Below are 19089 nucleotides of genomic sequence, written 5' to 3'. Positions count from 1 at the left end.
TTTTTACACCTGCACCTGTAAATGTACCTGCTGGCTGTCTAAAATGGTATGCAGGTTACAACTTTCCAATAAGTGCTTACGCAATGAAATAGAAGCGTTATCGGCATTACTTAAAAAGGTGTTTTTGATAACGATAGCGGCTCGTCCGCCTGTCTTTAAACTTTTGATAAAGTGCTGTAAAAACAGCGAAGCGGTTTCTCCTGTTTTTATGTCAAAGTTTTGTTGTACTTCTTTTCGTTCTTTCCCTCCAAAGGGTGGGTTGGCAAGAATCACATGGTAACGATTTTTCTCTTGAATATCTCGTATATTCTCGCCAAGCGTATTCATGTGAATCAAGTTTGGTGCTTCTATGCCATGAAGTATCATGTTCATGATTCCAATCACATACGCCAGGTTTTTTTTCTCTTTTCCGTAAAGTGTTTCTTCTTGCAGCGTTTTCAGATTGTCGGTGGTTTTCTCCATACGCTCATACAAATACTCGTATGCTTCGCATAAGAAACCACAAGAACCTGCTGCACCATCATAGATTTTTTCTCCAATTTGTGGGTCAACAACATTAATCATGGCACGAATGAGCGGTCTTGGTGTGTAATATTGTCCACCATTTCGACCTGCATTTCCCATGTTTTTAATCTTGCTTTCGTACAAGTGACTCAACTCATGTTTGTCAGTTGAAGCACGGAAAGGCAGTTCGTCAGCGTATTCCAAAATCTCACGTAGGTTGTAACCACTTTGGATTTTGTTTTTTAGTTCAGAGAAGATTTCACCAATCTTGTATTCTATGGTTTTTGGGTTGTCGGCTTTTTGTTTGAATTCCGCCAAGTACGGAAACAACTTGTTGTCTACAAACTGAACTAAATCGGGTCCTGTCATAGCTTTGTGGTGGTCGAGTTTTCCGTCTGGTCCTTTTGGCATTGCCCAATTTGGCCAACGGTATGCCGAATCCAAAATGAAGTTGTAATCTTCTCCACGCAGTTCTGCTTCGTCTGCTTTGTCTTGTTCTAATTCGTCCAAGTAGCGTAAGAACATCACCCAAGAGGTTTGTCCTATGTAATCTAATTCGCTGTCTGCTCCTGAATCTTTGTAGAGCAGGTCATCTATGTTTTTAAAAGTTTGTTCAAAATTCATTGATCAATGTGAATTAATAACGGGGAAAAGTCAACGTTCAAGCCAAAATAAACATTCTTGATAGAAGAAAAAACTGACGTTATAAATAATCGGTCAGCTCGGGTTTTTATCGGTCATCGCCATACGATAGTCGCTCACGAATCTCCCCGTTTTCACGGTGAATGATAACATCGGCCTTGTATTTTCGGGCCAAGCGTTTAGCCTTGTCAATGGTCGTAATTTGTTTACGGTGCTTGCTGGTGATCCGTTGGTTGCCCTCGCGCCGCACGGCCCAACCGTCTTCATAAGGCACTACATGTTGGTGCCAGGTGCGGCCCCGTTTGTTGCGTTGTGCGCTGTTGAAAAAGACTTCGATAAGCTCTATTAGGGTGCGCAGCCAAGATTTTTGGTTTGACATAGAAGGGGTGTATGGGTTACTAAGATAAGGGTATTCGATGATTCATTCGACTGACCTTTGGTTGCCGAACGCAATTCCAGAACCGGACTTCAAATACGGCCCGAAAACAAGGGCTTTTTGTTTTTTTCGAAAATATGAAAGATGTACCAGTTCAACAGGTAATTTGTCTTTGGTAAAATGTACTTGGCCATTTTGATGGGCTTCAAGGCGTTGCGAAAGATTCGCGGAAAACCCGGTATAATATTGACCATTGGCACATTTTAGAATGTAGACGGCGTATGGAAGGGTCATGATTGATTGGTTTGTAGGGAAGATAGTGGTTCTCCTTCGCTTTTCGCTTCGCTCAAAGCTTCGGGGAATGAAGATTGTGGACCGGTGTCCACCGTAGCTCCCCGGATCAAGACTCAAATGGTCTGGATGAGAGTAAGCCAATGGTAATTGAAAAGCTCCCCTTCGCACGAGGCTTCGGAGGGCGTAGGTGGAGCCGTAGGGATTAACTTCGTTCCTCCCTCCGAACCAATGTTGCAAATAAGAAACCACGAAGCAGAAGCTTCTAGTTTTGTATTTTATTCACTTACAAAACTCCGTTTTGACATTTCATAAAAACAAAACCACGCCTTGGCGTGGTTTCTTGAGTGTCGTGGAGCCGGAGGGATTCGAACCCTCGTCCAAACAAGCAACGTCAGTGCTTTCTACATGCTTAGTATCTGCTTGGTTTTCGATGCACACCTGACCAGAAACCGCCTAATGTGCACTTAGCTTCTTAAGGTTTTAGAGGTACCGCCAAAGCGAACTGATACCCTTGTGTTGACTTTTATGGTGCTCCTAAATGAATCGCCGTCAACAAGGGCTATTCAGGAACATCTCGCTTCTCCGCCTAGCGGAGACGAGGCTAAATCTTACTATAATTCAGATTAAGCGGCAAGAGCGTAATTATTATCGCCAATTAAAAGTGTGAAGTATGATATTAACGAGCTGTACCCCAGCGCTCGACATGCTTACATTGCCATTGGTCTCGCTGTCAAAACCAGTCGGCCCCTTCAATGAGTTAGATTAGCAATACTAATCGTAAACGAATTGAACCCTGAGTACTTCGTCCATGCTCAGCATAAACTGCGCCGAAGGGACTAACTCAAATGTGCAATTCTCCCATGATTTTTTTCAAAGATCTTGGCGTTCCCCTTTTTCGTAAAACTTCAAAGGGTCGGGCTATCGGCGGTACGCGGTACCTGCCTCTATCCCTAACGCGGTTGGCAAAGCTAATAAAAGTTTGCGCACCGCTACAAATCCCTTTACATTTATGCAATATTTATACCAAAGCCCATATGAAGTTCGGAATCATTAGAGAACGCAAGAATCCCCCTGATCGCAGGGTAGTATTGTCACCAGAAGCCTGCCAAAAAGTCCTTTCGAACCATTCGAAAGCACAAATAATCGTCGAGCCTTCGCCCATAAGGGCGTTTGATGACGCGTCGTACCGACATTTGGGTATACCTGTTGAAGATGCTATGGAAACCTGCGATGTGCTTTTGGGGGTAAAGGAAGTGCCCATCGACGCCCTCATACCCGATAAAAAGTATTTTTTCTTTTCGCATACCATAAAAAAGCAGCCCTATAACAGAGATTTGCTGCGGGCCATTTTGAAAAAAAATATCGAATTGTACGATCATGAGGTCATTACCAATTCAAAAGAAGTGCGCTTGGTCGCCTTTGGCCGCTATGCCGGTATCGTTGGCGCCTATAACGGATTTCGGGCATACGGACTAAAATTCGATGTATTCAAACTACCCAAGGCGAATGCCCTGCCAGACCAAAAAGCATTGATACGTGAACTCAAAAAAATAAAAAAACAGTTGCCGAATATTAAAATCTTGCTGACCGGTAGGGGCAGGGTAGGGAACGGCTCCCGCGAAATGTTGGATGGTATGGGCCTTCGCAGGGTCAACGTGGCCGAATATTTGGAGGAGAATTTTAATGAACCCGTCTATTGTCAAATAGATGCCGGGGAATACAACAAACGAAAAGACGGGGTACGGGGTAACAAGACCAACTTTTTTGCCCATCCCGAGGAATATAAGTCCGATTTTTTTCGGTTTGCCGAAGTGACCGATTTCTATATTGCCGGACATTTTTACGGACAAGGGGCGCCCTATCTGTACACACGGGAGGATGCCAAGCACCCTGATTTCAAGATCAAAGTGGTGGCCGATATCAGCTGTGATATCGATGGGCCCGTCGCGAGTACGATCCGCGCGTCGACCATTGCCGATCCTATTTATGGGTACGATCCGAAGACCGAAAAAGAGGTAAATTTCAAGAATAAGTCCGCGATTGCCGTTATGGCCGTTGATAATTTGCCCTGTGAGCTTCCGCGCGATGCGAGCATCGGTTTCGGTGAGGCTTTTCTAAAATATGTGATTCCCGCATTTTTCGACGGTGATGCCGATGGGATCTTACAACGGGCGCGCATGACCAAGAACCGAAAGCTTACCCCGCGATACGCTTATCTGCAGGCTTTTGTCGATGAAATACCTTCTTAGATTACATACTTTTTTTGCCAAGCTGTCGTTTTAACGATAGAAAAATCAATCTCGGCTAAAAATAGGTAAGAACAACGAATTTTTAATGTAAGGTAATTCGACGTACTTATTTTTGTTTGTATAAAACTTAAGTCTATGGTCCCCAAACCGTACTTTTTGAAAAAGGCGCTGGTTTTTTTGCCAAAATACCAAATCGTCTTATTCGGTTGTTTGTTATCGGTCTCGCTTTCGGTTCATTGTCAAGATGCCGATGGTGATGGTATTTTGGATATTGATGAGTGTGAGATCTATATACCCAGTCAAAGCTTTGAAGATGCCGTTCCTTACAATAATATTCCACAAGGGTGGGTTACCAGTGGGCATAATGGTGGATATGGTTGGGGTACGCATGATTTTCCTTCCTCACCTGCGAACTACACGGCAATTCCCGACGGAAATCAATTTTTGTATGTAAACACGCAGGCTTTGCATGACATACCTACCAATACCTATACACCTGTTACTAAAACCCTAACATTGAATGCACAAAACGCCGTTTACAGTGAAAGTGGTTATATTTTTACCTTTTGGGCAGGAGAGGGCGCCAATTACAATGTCTATAGAAATGATGGAACTACATTTGTTCAAATGGGATATGGTAGTGATGCAGCCAGTTTCACCCCCATACCTGATCCAAATGCGGAATTGACCATTAACCCCAATGATACACCACAAACAACTTCCTTGACGGATGGTATTTGGACACAATTCACTATACAGTTCACCATTGATGCTACCAGTCCTGCGTTAGGAGAGGGAATCTTGATTCAAATATCGCACACCTCTGGGATAGACGTCTTTAATCCAGGGCCTTTCATAAATGGCTATGCAGGTAATTATGATGACTTTCATTTGATGCTTGATACCGATAGTGATGGCATTGACAATTGTAGTGATACGGATGCAGACGGTGATGGTTGTGATGATGGCCAAGAAGCAGGCTGGGCTACTTTGGATGCCTCTGAAATTGGGTGCAACAATGATATTGACAATGATGGGGTACTTGATGGCAATGCCTATGTGATAGATGGGGTTTCGGGAAATCCTGTCACACCCCTTGATCAAGACAGTGACAACGACGGCATTCTCGATGTGGACGAAGGTTGTAATTTGGGCCAAGGCAATGGATATGACTTTGAGGCCACTGCAATCGCCGACAATCCTGCCACAGTGAATACGATCGAGCAATATACCGACGGTGTCATCGATTTCTGGGATTTGCAGACCTCGGGTGTGGGAGGCAATGCCATTGGCGTGCACTACGCAAACGTTACCAATTCTGTGGAGACCATTGTACCGAATACCTTTTATGCACCGAATTACCTGAGCGATGCAGACGGGGTGAACAACGGACCGTTACCCGCTGATAATGGAAAATTCGCCTATATCAACGGTACAGGTACGATAACTCAACAACCAGACCCAGTGAGAAACCCGACTATCGAAGAAGGAAATTATATTTTGACCATCGCCGTAGGGGACGGACTTGATTATCTCAATGTTTTTCGCAACGATGGGCAAACGACCTTGGAATTGGGGTATGATAACGGTGGCACGTTCACACCCTTGGCAACACGCGTGATAGAAGGTCATGAGACCCCTAACGGACTTTGGACCGATTTTGAGTTAACGGCGAACATACCTCCGGCATCACCTGCCCTAGGTAATTTATTGCTCGTACGAATTTCGCATGTTGAAGATCTTTCTAAAAATCAGGGTGCCGGTAATTACGACAACATACGCATCGATTTTGACTATGATGGTGACGGCTTGGCCGATTGCTATGATTGGGATTCCGACAATGATGGTTGTGGTGATGTCACCGAGGCCGGATTCACTGACGATGACAAAGATGGCGTTCTAGGTACGGGAGTGCCCACGGTCGATGCCAATGGATTGGTGACGAGTGGTACCGATGGCTATACACCCTTACCCGTGGGCCATCTGATCAGATCTGTAGGCACTGCCCCGGTCTTGAACACCGCGGTCGCCGATGTGAATATATGTTTGGGCGATGCGGCCCAGTTCATGGTTGACGTCACTGCCGGTGGAGGTGGTGTCATGCAGTATGAGTGGACGGTCAGTACCGACGGCGGAACTACTTTTGGGGCCCCATTGGCCGAAACATCCAATACGTTGAACTTTATACCGGTCCTCGCCGATGACAATAATGTTTATCGGGTGGAATACTGGGCCGACAATTATCTCTGCAAGGAAGAGTCGCAGGGTGTTCTGACACTGATTCCGAATCCGACTTTTACCGCTGTTACGGCCGTCTCGAATGCCATATGTCCTGGTGAGGACGCTGTCTTTGACCTTGTGGGAAATCCGAATGATATCGTGACGTACAGCTTGAATTCCGCCGCTGGTATTCCCTTGACTTTGGATGCCACGGGAGCTGCCAGTGTAACAGTGCTTGCGGCAACCACCGATATAATCCTTGATGTTGTAAGCGTGGAGGATGCCATTACCGGATGTACCATTACCTATACTGCCCCGTTCACCTATACCGACACGGTTACGGTCAATGCGCTACCCACTTTTACGGAAAATTTCACGACCTGCGCACCTGACCTTTTGAGTTATGATGTCGATTTCACCATAAACACTGGAACGGTTACCAATACGACCGCCGGAACGATTTCGGGCACCACCATTTTGGGCATCCCGACAGGAACCGATATCACGGTGACTGTCGATAATAATGGTTGCATTCGAACCTTCAACGTAACCTCGCCCGTTTGCTCTTGTCCAACGGTCGAAGACCCGGTCAATGCGCTAAACGGTGCGATATGCGAAGGTGATCCCAATCCTGCCTTGCAGGTCGAACTGCCCACCACTGGTTTGGGTGATGAAATTGATTGGTATACGGTACCCACCGGAGGTACGACTATTGCCTCGGGCCTTTCGTACACACCGACCGATACGGCAAGCGGTTCCTATACGTATTATGCAGAGGCGAGACAGCAAGTTTCTGGATGCACTAGCACGAACCGTTTGGCGGTCACCCTTGAAATAACGGCCTTGCCCGTGGCCCATGTTATGGCCACCCCTATTGAGGCCTGTGGCTTCTATGAATTGCCCCCTTTGCCGCCGGGTAACGCCTATTACTCGAATACGGGAGGTCCGGCCGGCAGCGGTACCTTGCTCAACGCGGGCGACCAATTGACCACTTCACAGGATGTTTACATTTTTGCCACATCATCGACAAATGGCAGCTGTACCGATGAGAGCGTGTTTCGGGTCGATATATTCGAAATACCGGTGCTGGTGGTCGACAATACGGCCTGTGCCCCCGATTTAATGACCTATAGTGTTGATTTTTCCGTGAATACGGGAATTGCAACAGCTTCGGCGGGTAATTTGACCGGGAATACCGTTACGGATATTCCGACGGGAACGGATGTAACGATTACCGTGACGAACGGCCCCTGTACCGAAAGTTTTATCGTGACTTCTCCAGAATGTAATTGTCCGGTGGTCGATGCACCGATCAACCCGACCGATGGTCAAACCTGTCCCGGAGATCCCAACCCAATGTTGACCGTAGAATTGCCCGCAGGAGGATTGGGCGATGATGTCAATTGGTTCGACAGTGCCGTAGATGGTAATTTATTGGCCATAGGAACCGGTTTTACGCCAGCGGAAACCAATGCAGGGGTACACACCTATTATGCCGAGGCCCTTCAAATGGTTTCGGGCTGTACAAGTTCGGTACGTCTGCCAGTGACCCTTACGATAATCGATGCGGCTCTACCGACGACCGTCGAAGTTGAGGTTTCCATGGCCGGGGCCAATGGCAGTACTACCAATATGGTGAAAATTATCGCCGATAGTTCTACGGGTGATACCAGTCTGTTCGAATATAGTTTGGACGACCCCAATGGTCCCTATCAGACCTCCAATACTTTTCGGGATGTAACCGGAGGTTTACATACCGCCTATATTAGGAGTACTACCGGATGCGGCACAACATTGACCAGTGAGCCGTTCTTGGTCATAAATGCAATGAAGTTCTTTACGCCCAACTCGGATGGATTCAATGATTTTTGGATCATTGAAGGGTTGAATGACCAAACGAATATCACCAATGCGTATATCAATATATTCGATCGTTATGGCAAATTGTTAAGACAATTGAATCCTCAAGAACTTGGTTGGGACGGGATTTTCAATGGAAACGCCATGCCCGAAAGCGATTATTGGTTCAAAGCTGGTTATACCGATGTATCCACAAATGAGGTCATTCGATTCAACGGCCATTTTACCCTAAAGCGCTAATCTTTTTCAATCGCGACCGACCATTCGATTACGGGATGTTCCTTGGGGGCCGTATAGGCTCCCAATGCTTTGAGTTTTAAGGTTGCATTGTTCAGCAATTCCAAAGTTTTGATTTGCAGCACCTTTTTTTGGCCGGCACCAATGGTAAATATCGGCGCATTGCTATAAAAATTGAATGACATGGCATTTTCAAAAATAAGGTCGCTACTGGAAACATTTTCGATTTCCACGGAAAGAACTTGTGTGTCCTTCAAATATGCTGCCGAATTGATCTTCATGCACGATTTCAATAGCGGTTTCAGGTATTCAGGTCTGCCGACCATCAGTGAATTGTAAACTGCCACGGTGCGTCCTGCGAAAAGGGCTTCGCGTATACTTGCCAAACTTTTCTCTTTGCCAAAGACCAGCGTAATGGGCCGGTGTTTGCCATGCTCGGTATAGTCCCAATCAATGAGTCCGTGTACATCGCTTGTACCCATGATGGTCAGGTTTTGCTCTAGGGCAAGGGCAAGCGATTCCTCGGCATAATCGACCGAGTTGATGACCTCGATACCATGAAGTTCTCCATTTTTGATGCGTTCTTTTTGAAAATCACTTAATATAGGGTTACCAGTGGGACTTTGGCGATGCCAGGCAGGATGGTTCCAAAAGACAAAGGCTTTTTGCTCATTGGCCGCTTCAAAAGCGTTTTCAGGTTTATCGTGCAATAGCTTGTTCGCATCCGAAATAAAAACGGCATTGCTATGGCCCACGGGTTCCGATCGGGTAATCTCAGAACCGGGTACTATGAGCAGGTCATGTTCCTTTGCTTCCGCCATGGCCAAGTGATAGGCGCGGTTGCGATCAGGATGCGGAATATCTTCTTTGTGGGGCTGGTATTCCAAGTGTTCGGTCAGCGAAATGGCATCGAGGTTTTCGCGAAGCGCTTCTTGCACCCTGATGGTGGGCCAAACATTACCATCGGAAAAAACCGAATGTATATGAAAGTCTGTTTTCAATGTCTTATACCCAGGAATGTCAGGATATACCAATGCGCTTGTCCCCGCGTGCGAATGTGTTTGGGCATCGATAATGTAAGGTCCCAATAGGGCAAAACAAATTAAGGTCAATTTTTTCATGTCGGTCGGTTTGTTTAAAATTATCGCAAATATGCATTGTCAAATTAAGCAAAAACAATATGATTTCGTTATGAAATGGTAACTTTTAGATAATTGGTCTGGCAAAGAACAATGCTTGGCCAGCAGTTCTCCCTCCATAAACCAAATTGATCCGCCGTTACTTTAGTTAAGGGCATAGTGCCCAAGAAAGTTTGACTATTGATTATCCAATATATCGATATTCGGCCATTCTGCCCTGTTTTGCGTTTTTTCTCTCATAAAGTCACGAATGGCCTGTATGATTTGTTGAAAGTCGGGGGCACTATTGTTTAGCAAAACGACATATGATGTTGGGTAACTGACCTGTAATACGCTCAAAGTTCCAGGTAGGGCACCGTTATGGTTCCAATTGCCGGTTTCCAAATAGTCCAAACGCTCACCGGGTTCCAGTATGTCGGGAACGGAATTTTCGGTATCCGATTTCATCGCAAATAGGGCCAGATCTTTCGCAGAGGCGATCCATCCGCCGTGCGAATCCATTCTGTTGACGTTCATGGTATAAGGCGAATCATAATCGGCATAATAAGTCACTTCATGTTCAAGGGCCTCTTCTTTTACATTGTTGCCAATTTGCATTGATGTGATGCCCATTGGTGTAAGAATAGCCTCTTTTACATAAGCTGCGTAGCTTTTTCCTGTGACTTCTTCTATGATTCGGCCCAAGAGCGAGTATCCAAAATTCGAATATTCATATTCCGTACCCGGTCTGCGCGACAAAGACCGTTCGTTGAGTACTTTCGATATTAGATCGGCGTGGGTCAAGCTAACATCGTCGAACATGACATCGTACGGAATATCGCTAAAACCACCTTTGTGCTCGATCAAGTGGGCTAACGTGATCGCTAGTTCATCGCTTTCATAGGGAAGGGAGCCATATTTGGTTCCCAATAAAGAACCCTCACCGAAAACAAGGTCGTCTAGCTCTATCGTACCTTCACCGACAAGTTTCGATATAGCGGTCAATGTAATCGGTTTCGAAACTCCCGCGATTCTAAAAAGGGAGTTTTGATCGACATCTACGTTGGCATCGATGTCGGCTTTGCCGAAAGACTTTAGATAGACCAATCTATTATTTCTGGTTATGGCGACCTGGGCGCCTTGAAATCCGTAGATTGTCATTAACTGTTGAAACCCCGCAGTAATGTCCTCGAGAAGTTCACTTGAAGTTTCGGTATTGTCATTGCCATTCTGGGAATCTGGGTTATGTTCCTTTGGATCAGTACCAATTTCAACACCAGGATCAACCTTGATAAAAGGTCCATCATCCGACGCGTTACAGGCGACAAACAGAAAAGCGAATAGGAATAGGAACACTCTATTTTTCATAGCGAATGAATTTTTTGGATTCTCCTATTTTTGAAAGATAGGTATTTTGAAGCGCTATTTCAACTTATTTGGTCAAGACCATTTGATCATTCCTTCATTTGAATAGGGTCTTCGCTGGGCGCGTCAACATCATTAATATTCAAAAAATATGTTTTCATGCGCCAAAGGTCAAAAATGCCCCGGTCAAGATGATTGACCGGAACGTTATCGTCATTTCGCCATGTGCAACCTTTGCTGTCCGGACCAATCGATTTTTTTGGACGCGAACATTATGATGGCCAGAATGATAAAAAGACCGATACTGCCTACCAAAAGCGCATAATTTTCGAGTTGAATGATCACATAGATGAAGCCGTAAAGTGCGGACATCGATATTAGGATGAAAAGAGTGAATTTCTTGCTTTTAAGGATAGATCGGGAATAAAGGGTAATCAATCCTACAGTCGATACCCCCGAGATCATATAGGCGATCAGGTAGTTCAGATGTTCTGAAATTGACAGGAGCAAGGTGTAGAACAAAACCAAGGCCAGCCCGATCATCAAATATTGAAAAGGATGGATATTGATCTTACTGATAATCTGGATCATTAAAAAGACCAGTAGGGTAAGACCAATGATCATTAGTCCGTATTTACTGGTGCGCTCCGTTTTTTGATAATCGTCTATGGGAATGATGAGGTCGGTGCCGAAAGCATAAGAGGTCAGATCGGGCAATTGGTCAAAAAATTGTTGACCGAACTGTCGATTGGTTTCCAAAACCTTCCAATGGGCCTCGAAGCCGTTCGCCGTTATTTTTTTTGATTTGTCATCGGGCAAAAAATTGCCATTGAAACTCGGCGAATGCCAATCGGATACCATATGCACGAGGGTTTCGCGACCTATCGGCACAAACTGCAACCGCTCGCTTCCGTTCACTTTCATTTGAAGGCTAAAGTCGACTTGACCTTGTTGTAGCACTGAAGGATTTTTGATAAAGCCACTGGCCAAGGTGCTCAACTGCCCATTATCGAATTGTGGCTTTAGGGCAAGTTGCTCCCGGCCAAGATCGATCTGAATCGCATTGCGGATCCCTTTCAGGTTCGATGTCTTAAAAAGTACGGTCGCTTTGTTCCATAAAATATCGTTCTCGGAAATTTCCTGTTGCGAAAAATCAAACCCCGAATAGCCACCCTCAAGGTTTACATCAGAAGTGTATACCACCGATTCATAGATACCCCTTTCCAATGATTCTGTGTCTATGTTCACATCGGCATTGAGTTTTTCAGGAAAAAAATAGGCCTGGTGAAACTCTTCTTCGAGACTTGTGATGTAGGTTTTTGTCCGTTCATCGAAGATGCGTTCTTTTTTATAGGCCTTGTACGGTACTTTGATGATGGGACCATATAGAATTACGTGGTTGCCCCATTTTTGGTTGATTTCCTGTATGACCTCGTTCTGTCGCAATCCCCGTTCAAAGATAAGGTTCTCGACCGCGCTTAGCGGAATGAGCAACACCAATAGTATGAACCCTACTACGACCATACGTACCGAGATTGAATTTTTAAACCAGTTTCCGATTTTTTGTATGTTATTTTCCATAATAAAATATTTAAAGTACTTTGAAATACAAAGTAAATTGATAAAAAAATTAGTGTTTTTTCAAAAGGTTTTCCAACGCTTCAATATGTTTTTTAAAGGCTTCACGGCCTTTACGGGTCATCCGGTACCGGGTATTTGGCTTACGGCCGATAAATGACTTTTCTATTGCTATATATTCGGCATTTTCCAGGGTTTTGGTATGGCTTGAAAGATTGCCATCGGTTACATCGAGCAATTCTTTTAAGCGATTAAAGTCTACATCGTCGTTTACCATTAGGGCCGACATTATGCCCAATCGTATTCGATGGTCGAATGTTTTGTTGATGTTGTCTATCAGTCCCATATCAAGTGGCTTCCTCCCTACAGTAGATCAGGCTTCCATAAACGATGTGCAAAACTCCGAAACCTACGACCCAAAACCAAAAACCATAACCTGGAAAAACGGCGCAGACCAATCCTAATATGATTTCCGCCACACCCAAATACTGCACATTTCCCAAGGTGTATTTAGAGGCGTTCAACAAGGCCAATCCATAGAAAATAAGCATTAATGAAGCCGTTAATCCGTAATGCTGGCTGTTCAGTTTAATAAGAATATAGAGGCCACCTGTAATCAATGGCACCAAGAAATGGAAGAGCAACCGTTTGGTGGTTTCATCCCATATTTTCTCGTTGTTCTTTCTTGCTTTTTTTGTGGTCAACAAGTACGCCGTAAGCATGCTGAGTAATGCGATTACCAATAATAATGCAACACTTAGCTTAAAATTCCAACTGTGCAGGGTTAGGTATTCACCTTTCGGGGGAAAAAGAAAGATATAAGCAATGGTAGCTCCGGCCATGGCGTAAAGACCGGCCAGAATACCTGAAAGGCCACTTAAAGATAAAAAACGGGAAGACCGTCGCATCATATCCTTGATGTGGGTTAGATCTTCTAGATATTTTTTTGAATCCATTTTTAAAGTACTTTGAAATGCAAAGTTAATTTTATTTTTGGCGCATCAAATAAAAAATCGATAAAATACATTGGCCCAAGTAAAATGATCGTCTTTTTTATCTTTAGGGTATGAATCCTGCTGAAGAGTACATACTGTCACGCCACGATCCCTACCGCAGTATTTTGCTGCACCTAAAGGCGGTCATCGAATCGGTGTTTTCCGAGGTCGATATGAAATACAAGTGGAATATTCCCTGTTTTTATGTGGGCAAGCAGCCAATTTGCTATTTGAACGCCTCGTACAAGGGCAAGTTTGTTGATATTGCCTTTTGGAATTCGGCCCATCTTACCTTGCACTTAGATAAGATGGTCTCGGAGAAGCGTAAGGTTGTGAGGTCACTACGTTATGCAACTTTGGAAGAAATCGATGATACCGTTTTGATCGAAGTCTTGAAAGAGGCTTATTCTTTGCGGCATAAGGGGTTTTATAAGCGAGAATAGTTTTTATTGGCATACCGCGGAAGCCCTTTTGGCGCGACGAGGCATCACTTTTCAGAGGAATCATCGGGTCGCTCGGCATGATGACCGTGTGTTCAATTCTTTACTTCAATTCGTCGTACTTGGAATGACATATATCATCGATCAGTTACCATCGACGAACAACCGATTGCCTACTCAATCCGTCCTGCGTCACGGTAGCGCTGAATAAACTTTTTATCCAGTTCTTCGGAATCTTTGTACTTGATGCGGATTTCTGCCAGATCGGCCTTCATCTTTGAAAATACATTGGCATAAGAGGGGTCGTTGGCCACGTTGCGCATTTCATTTGGGTCCTGCTTCAGGTCGTAGAGTTCCCATTCATCCGTATCGTGGTAAAAATGAATAATCTTATACGCTTTATTGGCAATGCCATAATGCCGTTTTACGGCATGTTCCGCAGGGTATTCGTAATAGTGGTAGTACACTGCATCGCGCGTCCAACCCTTTTTATCGCCTTTTAAAAGAGGCAGAAGGCTCTCTCCTTGCATATCGGCCGGAGCCGTGGTTTCGGCCATCTCTAAAAAAGTCTGTGCAAAATCAAGGTTCTGCACCATTTCATCTTCGGTAATACCCGGTTTTATTACGTTAGGCCACTTTATCAACAAGGGGGTTTTAAAAGATTCATTGTACATAAACCGTTTATCGAACCACCCGTGTTCACCGAGATAAAAACCTTGATCAGAGGTATAGACGACTACCGTGTTGTCGCTAAGCCCCTTATTGTCCAAATAATCCAACAGGCGGCCAACATTTTCATCGACTGCCGCAATAGATCCCAAGTAATCTTGCATGTAACGCTGATATTTCCAGACCGTCAAGATCGAATCGTTCATGGTCGGGAATTCTTTCGCAAAGCTTTCCGCGATGGGGTTATAGACAGAGTCCCAGACCGCACGCTGCTCAGGGCTAAGCCGGTCAATACGATTGCCTAGTTGGTTCCAGTTTTTTATATCGAGCCGGTCAGCAATGCTATCGGGAATCTTAAGGTCGTATGAAAGTTGCATGTGCTTTAACAACCTCATTTCGGCCGTTTCGGCCGCTGTGCCCCGATCGGAATAGTCATCAAAGAGATTGTCGGGTAGGGGGAAGGTCTTTTTGGTAAACGCTTTAAAATGTCGAGGGGCCGGCATCCATGTACGGTGAGGTGCCTTGTGCAGATACATCAACAAAAAAGGTTTTGTTGTATCTCTACGTCTTTCCATCCAGTCCAAGGTAAGGTCGGTAATGATATCGGTCACATAACCGGTAACCGTCGTATCTCCTTTAGAGGTAATAAATCGCGGATTGTAGTAATCGCCTTGACCGGGAAGAATCTTAAACTCGTCGAACCCTTTCGGGTTGTTTCCGAAATGAAGTTTGCCGAACATGGCCGTTTGATAGCCCGATGCTTTCAAGAGCTGTGGAAAGGTCACATTGGTCGTATCGAAAGGCGAGAGATTGTCTATTTTTCCATTGATATGCGAATGCTTCCCGGTCAAGATCACGGCACGAGAAGGTGCGCAGATCGAATTGGTGACCGTGGCGTTGGTAAAAAGCATACCTTCTTTGGCGATACGGTCGATATTCGGGGTCTGGATCAGTTTATCGTTATAAGCACTTATGGCCTGATAGGCATGGTCGTCTGACATTATGAAGACAATGTTCGGCCTTTTGGGTTCTTTTTTTTGAAGTTTTTCCCTTCCGCAAGAGACAAAAAAAAGAAACGGCGCAATAATAGTTATTAGATAGCGGCGAAAACTTTTCGTCATAGTCCGTCTATTTTAATTCGTTCACAGTTTTGCGCAACAAGGTCAAATTGGTCAAAAGCTTTTCAAGTTGATCTAAAGGCAACATATTGGCCCCATCGCTCTTGGCGTTCGAAGGATCGAAATGCGTTTCGATAAAGATGCCATCGACACCGGTTGCAATTCCCGCTCGGGCAATGGTATTGATAAGTTCTGGTCGTCCGCCCGTTACTCCGGAAGTCTGATTGGGCTGTTGTAACGAATGGGTAACATCCAACACTACAGGTGCATAATGCTTCATCGTCGGAATGCCCCTGAAATCGACTACCATATCTTGATAACCGAACATGGTACCCCGATCGGTAATCCATACTTGGTCGTTACCTGAATCGGTGACTTTGGTAACGGCATGTTTCATACTCTCAGGAGACATGAACTGGCCTTTTTTCAAGTTGACGACTTTCCCCGTTTTGGCAGCGGCCACGACCAAATCGGTCTGGCGGACCAAAAAAGCGGGTATTTGAAGTACATCGACGTATTCGGCCGCCATATTGGCATCCGATTCTTGATGAATGTCGGTTATTGTGGGAATTTCAAAAGTCTCCGAAACTTTTCGGAGTATTATAAGGGCCTTTTCATCGCCGATTCCCGTAAAAGAATCTACCCGACTGCGGTTTGCCTTTTTAAAACTTCCTTTAAAAACATAGGGAATCTTTAATCTGTCGGTTACCGAAACTATTTTTTCGGCAATATGTAGGGCCATATCCTCCCCTTCGATGGCACATGGGCCGGAAAGAAGAAAAAAGTTATTGCTGTCGATATGTTTCAGTTGGGGAATAAGGGAGAGGTCCATTTCATAAAATTTCCCCAAAGATAGTACTTAACTATGGTTTACTTTTTAGATTTATCGATATCAAAATCATTTTGGCTTTATGGTACTAAATCGCTGCATCGCTCTTTTTCTGCTATTCTGTTGTTTCTCGGTTTTATTGAATGCGCAGACAAAGGAGAAAGGAAACACCTTCGGCCTTATCAATCTTGAACGGCATCAGTTTAGATTTGATTTGTTGAGCCCGGGGTTTAGTTATGAACTGGGATTGTTCAAAAATGTTAGTGCTTCCGGTGGTCTCGGACTTGGTTATGCCACTTATGAAGAAGGTTACGCGGTTGGACTTACCCTACATACCAGGGTTAGGTATTATCATAATTTTTCACGAAGAATCGCCCGTAGCAAAAATGTTTCAGGTAATTCGGGCAACTATATTGCGGCGGCAAGAAGTATCTTTTTTTCGCAATTGCGCCTTGGTACCGATATAGAGGGGCCAGATGATTTTAACCTTGGTTTTTATGGTGCTACTTACGGTATTCAGCGTACCTATAAAAACGGATTTAATTTTAATGCCGAATTAGGGGCGGGCTATTACCAAGGAGATGGCGTTCCGAATGGTTATGGCCCCTTGGTAAACTTTACCTTTGGTTGGGTAGCCACGAAAAGGAAATCGAGGAAACCGGTTTTTGACTGACCGAGCATCATTTATGGGTCAACTTGCTAAAAACCAATGCGATAAAAATAATCATAGTTAGGGTGCGCACGAAAAAAATAGCAGTATCTTTGCGCGCTCAAAGAAAAACTATGTCGGTTACTAAGAATATTGCCATTATTGCCCACGTTGACCATGGTAAGACCACATTGGTCGATAAGATCATGCACCATTGCCAGTTGTTCAGGGACAACCAGAACACGGGCGAACTGATCCTTGATAACAATGATCTGGAACGCGAAAGGGGAATTACCATTACCTCAAAGAATGTATCGGTCGTTTACAAAGAAACGAAGATCAACATTATCGACACCCCGGGCCACGCCGATTTCGGTGGTGAGGTCGAGCGTGTGTTGAATATGGCCGACGGGGTACTATTGTTGGTCGATGCTTTTGAAGGCCCAATGCCGCAGACGCGTTTTGTATTGCAAAAGGCCATTGACCTGGGCCTGAAACCTTGTGTTGTCATCAATAAGGTAGACAAGGAAAATTGTACACCAGAAGAAGTACATGAGAAGGTTTTTGATCTTATGTTCGAGCTTGGTGCCGAAGAGTGGCAGCTCGATTTCCCCACTGTTTATGGATCGGCAAAGCACAATTGGATGAGCGACGATTGGCAAAAGCCCACAGCTACCATCGAGCCTTTGTTGGATATGGTCGTAGAGCACATTCCGACTTTTGAACCGAAGGAAGGCAATACGCAAATGTTGATCACTTCATTGGATTATTCATCTTTTACGGGGCGAATTGCCATCGGAAGGTTACAGCGAGGAACCCTTAGGGAAGGGCAGCAGGTTTCTTTGGTAAAAAGGAATGGTACCATTGTAAAATCCAAGATCAAAGAACTTTTTACTTTCGAAGGCCTTGGTCGCCTCAAGGTAAAAGAAGTCGCCACAGGTGACATTTGTGCAATAATCGGTCTCGAAGGTTTTGAAATAGGCGATACCATCGCCGACGTCGAAAACCCTGAAGGCTTGAAGACCATAGCCATAGATGAACCGACAATGAGCATGTTGTTCACGATCAATGATAGTCCGTTTTTTGGGCAAGATGGTAAGTTCGTGACTTCACGCCACATCAAAGAGCGTTTGGAGCGCGAATTGGAAAAGAACCTGGCGCTTCGGGTAAATGAAACTGACAGTGCCGATAAATTTTTGGTATTCGGGCGCGGGGTCCTGCACCTCTCCGTTTTGATCGAAACGATGCGTCGTGAGGGCTATGAACTCCAAATTGGCCAGCCGCAGGTGATCATCAAAGAAATAGACGGGGTCAAATGTGAACCGATAGAATTTTTGACCATTGATTTGCCCGAAGAAGTTTCTGGTAAGGCCGTTGAGATGGTCTCCATTAGAAAAGGTGAAATGACCAGTATGGAAGCCAAGGGCGATCGTATGGTCTGCGAGTTTTTGATTCCTTCAAGGGGAATTATCGGCCTGCGTAACCAATTGCTGACCGCGACCGCGGGAGAGGCTATCATGGCACACCGATTTTTAGAGTACCAACCCATGAAAGGCGATATTCCACAACGCCAGAACGGTTCGTTGGTCTCTATGGAAAACGGCAAGGCAATTCCCTATTCCATAGATAAGCTTCAAGATCGAGGCAAGTTCTTCGTTGACCCTGGAGAGGATATTTATGAGGGACAGGTAATCGGTGAAAATTCGCGAGGCGATGACATGACGATCAATATCACCAAGACTAAAAAACTATCGAACGTTCGTTCGGCCGGGGCCGATGATAAGGCCAAAATCGTACCGGCCATCAAGTTTTCGTTGGAGGAAGCTTTGGAATATATCCAGAAAGATGAATATGTTGAGGTCACACCAAAGCATTTACGCCTTCGAAAGATCTTTTTGAAAGAAGTCGATAGAAAGCGGAACAAGGTCGGTTAGCACTTTTCGGAA

15 protein-coding genes and 1 other RNA gene are annotated in these 19089 nt (G+C 44.8%); 5 read left to right on the top strand and 11 right to left on the bottom strand.

Features of this window, described 5'->3' with window-relative positions; translation table 11 throughout:
• Positions 1-3: 3 nt before the first annotated feature.
• The 4 genes from ACEZ3G_RS01610 to ssrA form a co-directional block, all read right to left on the bottom strand.
• A complete protein-coding gene (locus ACEZ3G_RS01610; RefSeq protein WP_432423732.1) occupies positions 4-1128 on the bottom strand; it encodes a class I SAM-dependent DNA methyltransferase in 1125 nt (374 codons plus the stop codon).
• A gap of 106 nt (positions 1129-1234) precedes the next feature.
• The gene (locus ACEZ3G_RS01605; protein WP_432423731.1) at positions 1235-1525 is read right to left on the bottom strand and encodes a DUF2188 domain-containing protein; all 291 of its coding nucleotides are present in this window, start codon (positions 1523-1525) and stop codon (positions 1235-1237) included.
• A gap of 42 nt (positions 1526-1567) precedes the next feature.
• Positions 1568-1816 (bottom strand): GIY-YIG nuclease family protein, encoded by a 249-nt coding sequence (locus tag ACEZ3G_RS01600; RefSeq protein WP_432423730.1) that lies wholly within the window; start codon positions 1814-1816, stop codon positions 1568-1570.
• A gap of 347 nt (positions 1817-2163) precedes the next feature.
• Positions 2164-2564, bottom strand: a transfer-messenger RNA (tmRNA) gene (ssrA, locus tag ACEZ3G_RS01595).
• A gap of 286 nt (positions 2565-2850) precedes the next feature.
• On the opposite strand from ssrA, the gene ACEZ3G_RS01590 reads away from it, so the two are divergent.
• Together ACEZ3G_RS01590 and ACEZ3G_RS01585 are read left to right on the top strand one after the other, a co-directional pair.
• Positions 2851-4065 carry an NAD(P)-dependent oxidoreductase gene (locus ACEZ3G_RS01590; RefSeq protein WP_432423729.1) on the top strand — a complete coding sequence of 405 codons (1215 nt, stop codon included), beginning with the start codon at positions 2851-2853 and terminating at the stop codon, positions 4063-4065.
• A 156-nt stretch (positions 4066-4221) separates the two neighbouring features.
• Positions 4222-8385: a T9SS type B sorting domain-containing protein gene (locus ACEZ3G_RS01585; RefSeq protein WP_432423728.1), complete on the top strand. Its 4164-nt coding sequence runs from the start codon at positions 4222-4224 to the stop codon at positions 8383-8385.
• Here the strand turns inward: ACEZ3G_RS01585 and ACEZ3G_RS01580 are convergent.
• From ACEZ3G_RS01580 to ACEZ3G_RS01560, 5 genes are all read right to left on the bottom strand, one after another.
• The gene (locus ACEZ3G_RS01580; RefSeq protein WP_432423727.1) at positions 8382-9503 is read right to left on the bottom strand and encodes an Sb-PDE family phosphodiesterase; all 1122 of its coding nucleotides are present in this window, start codon (positions 9501-9503) and stop codon (positions 8382-8384) included. The two genes, ACEZ3G_RS01585 and ACEZ3G_RS01580, sit on opposite strands and share 4 nt — an antisense overlap.
• 195 nt (positions 9504-9698) lie before the next feature.
• Complete coding sequence (locus tag ACEZ3G_RS01575; RefSeq protein ID WP_432423726.1) at positions 9699-10868, bottom strand: serine hydrolase domain-containing protein; 1170 nt, start codon at positions 10866-10868, stop codon at positions 9699-9701.
• Positions 10869-11078: 210 nt separating this feature from the next.
• Positions 11079-12446, bottom strand: coding sequence for a cell envelope integrity protein CreD (gene creD, locus ACEZ3G_RS01570; RefSeq protein WP_432423725.1), 1368 nt, complete (start codon positions 12444-12446; stop codon positions 11079-11081).
• A gap of 49 nt (positions 12447-12495) precedes the next feature.
• The gene (locus ACEZ3G_RS01565; RefSeq protein WP_432423724.1) at positions 12496-12789 is read right to left on the bottom strand and encodes a winged helix-turn-helix domain-containing protein; all 294 of its coding nucleotides are present in this window, start codon (positions 12787-12789) and stop codon (positions 12496-12498) included.
• Position 12790: 1 nt separating this feature from the next.
• Positions 12791-13399: a hypothetical protein gene (locus tag ACEZ3G_RS01560; protein WP_432423723.1), complete on the bottom strand. Its 609-nt coding sequence runs from the start codon at positions 13397-13399 to the stop codon at positions 12791-12793.
• A gap of 110 nt (positions 13400-13509) precedes the next feature.
• On the opposite strand from ACEZ3G_RS01560, the gene ACEZ3G_RS01555 reads away from it, so the two are divergent.
• Positions 13510-13881, top strand: a complete 372-nt coding sequence (locus ACEZ3G_RS01555; protein ID WP_432423722.1) for a DUF1801 domain-containing protein — start codon at positions 13510-13512, stop codon at positions 13879-13881.
• A 170-nt stretch (positions 13882-14051) separates the two neighbouring features.
• On the opposite strand, the gene ACEZ3G_RS01550 is transcribed toward ACEZ3G_RS01555, so the two are convergent.
• A complete protein-coding gene (locus ACEZ3G_RS01550; RefSeq protein WP_432423721.1) occupies positions 14052-15668 on the bottom strand; it encodes a sulfatase family protein in 1617 nt (538 codons plus the stop codon).
• Positions 15669-15675: 7 nt separating this feature from the next.
• Entirely contained in the window at positions 15676-16497 is an 822-nt protein-coding gene (gene kdsA / locus ACEZ3G_RS01545; RefSeq protein ID WP_432423720.1) for a 3-deoxy-8-phosphooctulonate synthase, read from the bottom strand.
• Between the two features lie 79 nt (positions 16498-16576).
• On the opposite strand from kdsA, the gene ACEZ3G_RS01540 reads away from it, so the two are divergent.
• Positions 16577-17167 (top strand): hypothetical protein, encoded by a 591-nt coding sequence (locus ACEZ3G_RS01540; RefSeq protein ID WP_432423719.1) that lies wholly within the window; start codon positions 16577-16579, stop codon positions 17165-17167.
• A gap of 110 nt (positions 17168-17277) precedes the next feature.
• Complete coding sequence (gene typA / locus ACEZ3G_RS01535; RefSeq protein WP_432423718.1) at positions 17278-19077, top strand: translational GTPase TypA; 1800 nt, start codon at positions 17278-17280, stop codon at positions 19075-19077.
• Positions 19078-19089: the final 12 nt, after the last annotated feature.

The sequence above is a fragment of the Meishania litoralis genome (genome assembly GCF_042611095.1).
GTDB lineage: Bacteria > Bacteroidota > Bacteroidia > Flavobacteriales > Flavobacteriaceae > Meishania > Meishania litoralis.
This window is presented reverse-complemented; position numbering and strand designations above follow the sequence as displayed.

Coding starts and splice junctions, on each gene's coding strand:
- ACEZ3G_RS01610 (WP_432423732.1), bottom strand. CDS start 1,128: ATGAATTTTGAACAAACTTTTAAAAACATAGATGACCTGCTCTACAAA.
- ACEZ3G_RS01605 (WP_432423731.1), bottom strand. CDS start 1,525: ATGTCAAACCAAAAATCTTGGCTGCGCACCCTAATAGAGCTTATCGAA.
- ACEZ3G_RS01600 (WP_432423730.1), bottom strand. CDS start 1,816: ATGACCCTTCCATACGCCGTCTACATTCTAAAATGTGCCAATGGTCAA.
- ACEZ3G_RS01590 (WP_432423729.1), top strand. CDS start 2,851: ATGAAGTTCGGAATCATTAGAGAACGCAAGAATCCCCCTGATCGCAGG.
- ACEZ3G_RS01580 (WP_432423727.1), bottom strand. CDS start 9,503: ATGAAAAAATTGACCTTAATTTGTTTTGCCCTATTGGGACCTTACATT.
- ACEZ3G_RS01575 (WP_432423726.1), bottom strand. CDS start 10,868: ATGAAAAATAGAGTGTTCCTATTCCTATTCGCTTTTCTGTTTGTCGCC.
- creD (WP_432423725.1), bottom strand. CDS start 12,446: ATGGAAAATAACATACAAAAAATCGGAAACTGGTTTAAAAATTCAATC.
- ACEZ3G_RS01565 (WP_432423724.1), bottom strand. CDS start 12,789: ATGGGACTGATAGACAACATCAACAAAACATTCGACCATCGAATACGA.
- ACEZ3G_RS01560 (WP_432423723.1), bottom strand. CDS start 13,399: ATGGATTCAAAAAAATATCTAGAAGATCTAACCCACATCAAGGATATG.
- ACEZ3G_RS01555 (WP_432423722.1), top strand. CDS start 13,510: ATGAATCCTGCTGAAGAGTACATACTGTCACGCCACGATCCCTACCGC.
- ACEZ3G_RS01550 (WP_432423721.1), bottom strand. CDS start 15,668: ATGACGAAAAGTTTTCGCCGCTATCTAATAACTATTATTGCGCCGTTT.
- kdsA (WP_432423720.1), bottom strand. CDS start 16,497: ATGGACCTCTCCCTTATTCCCCAACTGAAACATATCGACAGCAATAAC.
- ACEZ3G_RS01540 (WP_432423719.1), top strand. CDS start 16,577: ATGGTACTAAATCGCTGCATCGCTCTTTTTCTGCTATTCTGTTGTTTC.
- typA (WP_432423718.1), top strand. CDS start 17,278: ATGTCGGTTACTAAGAATATTGCCATTATTGCCCACGTTGACCATGGT.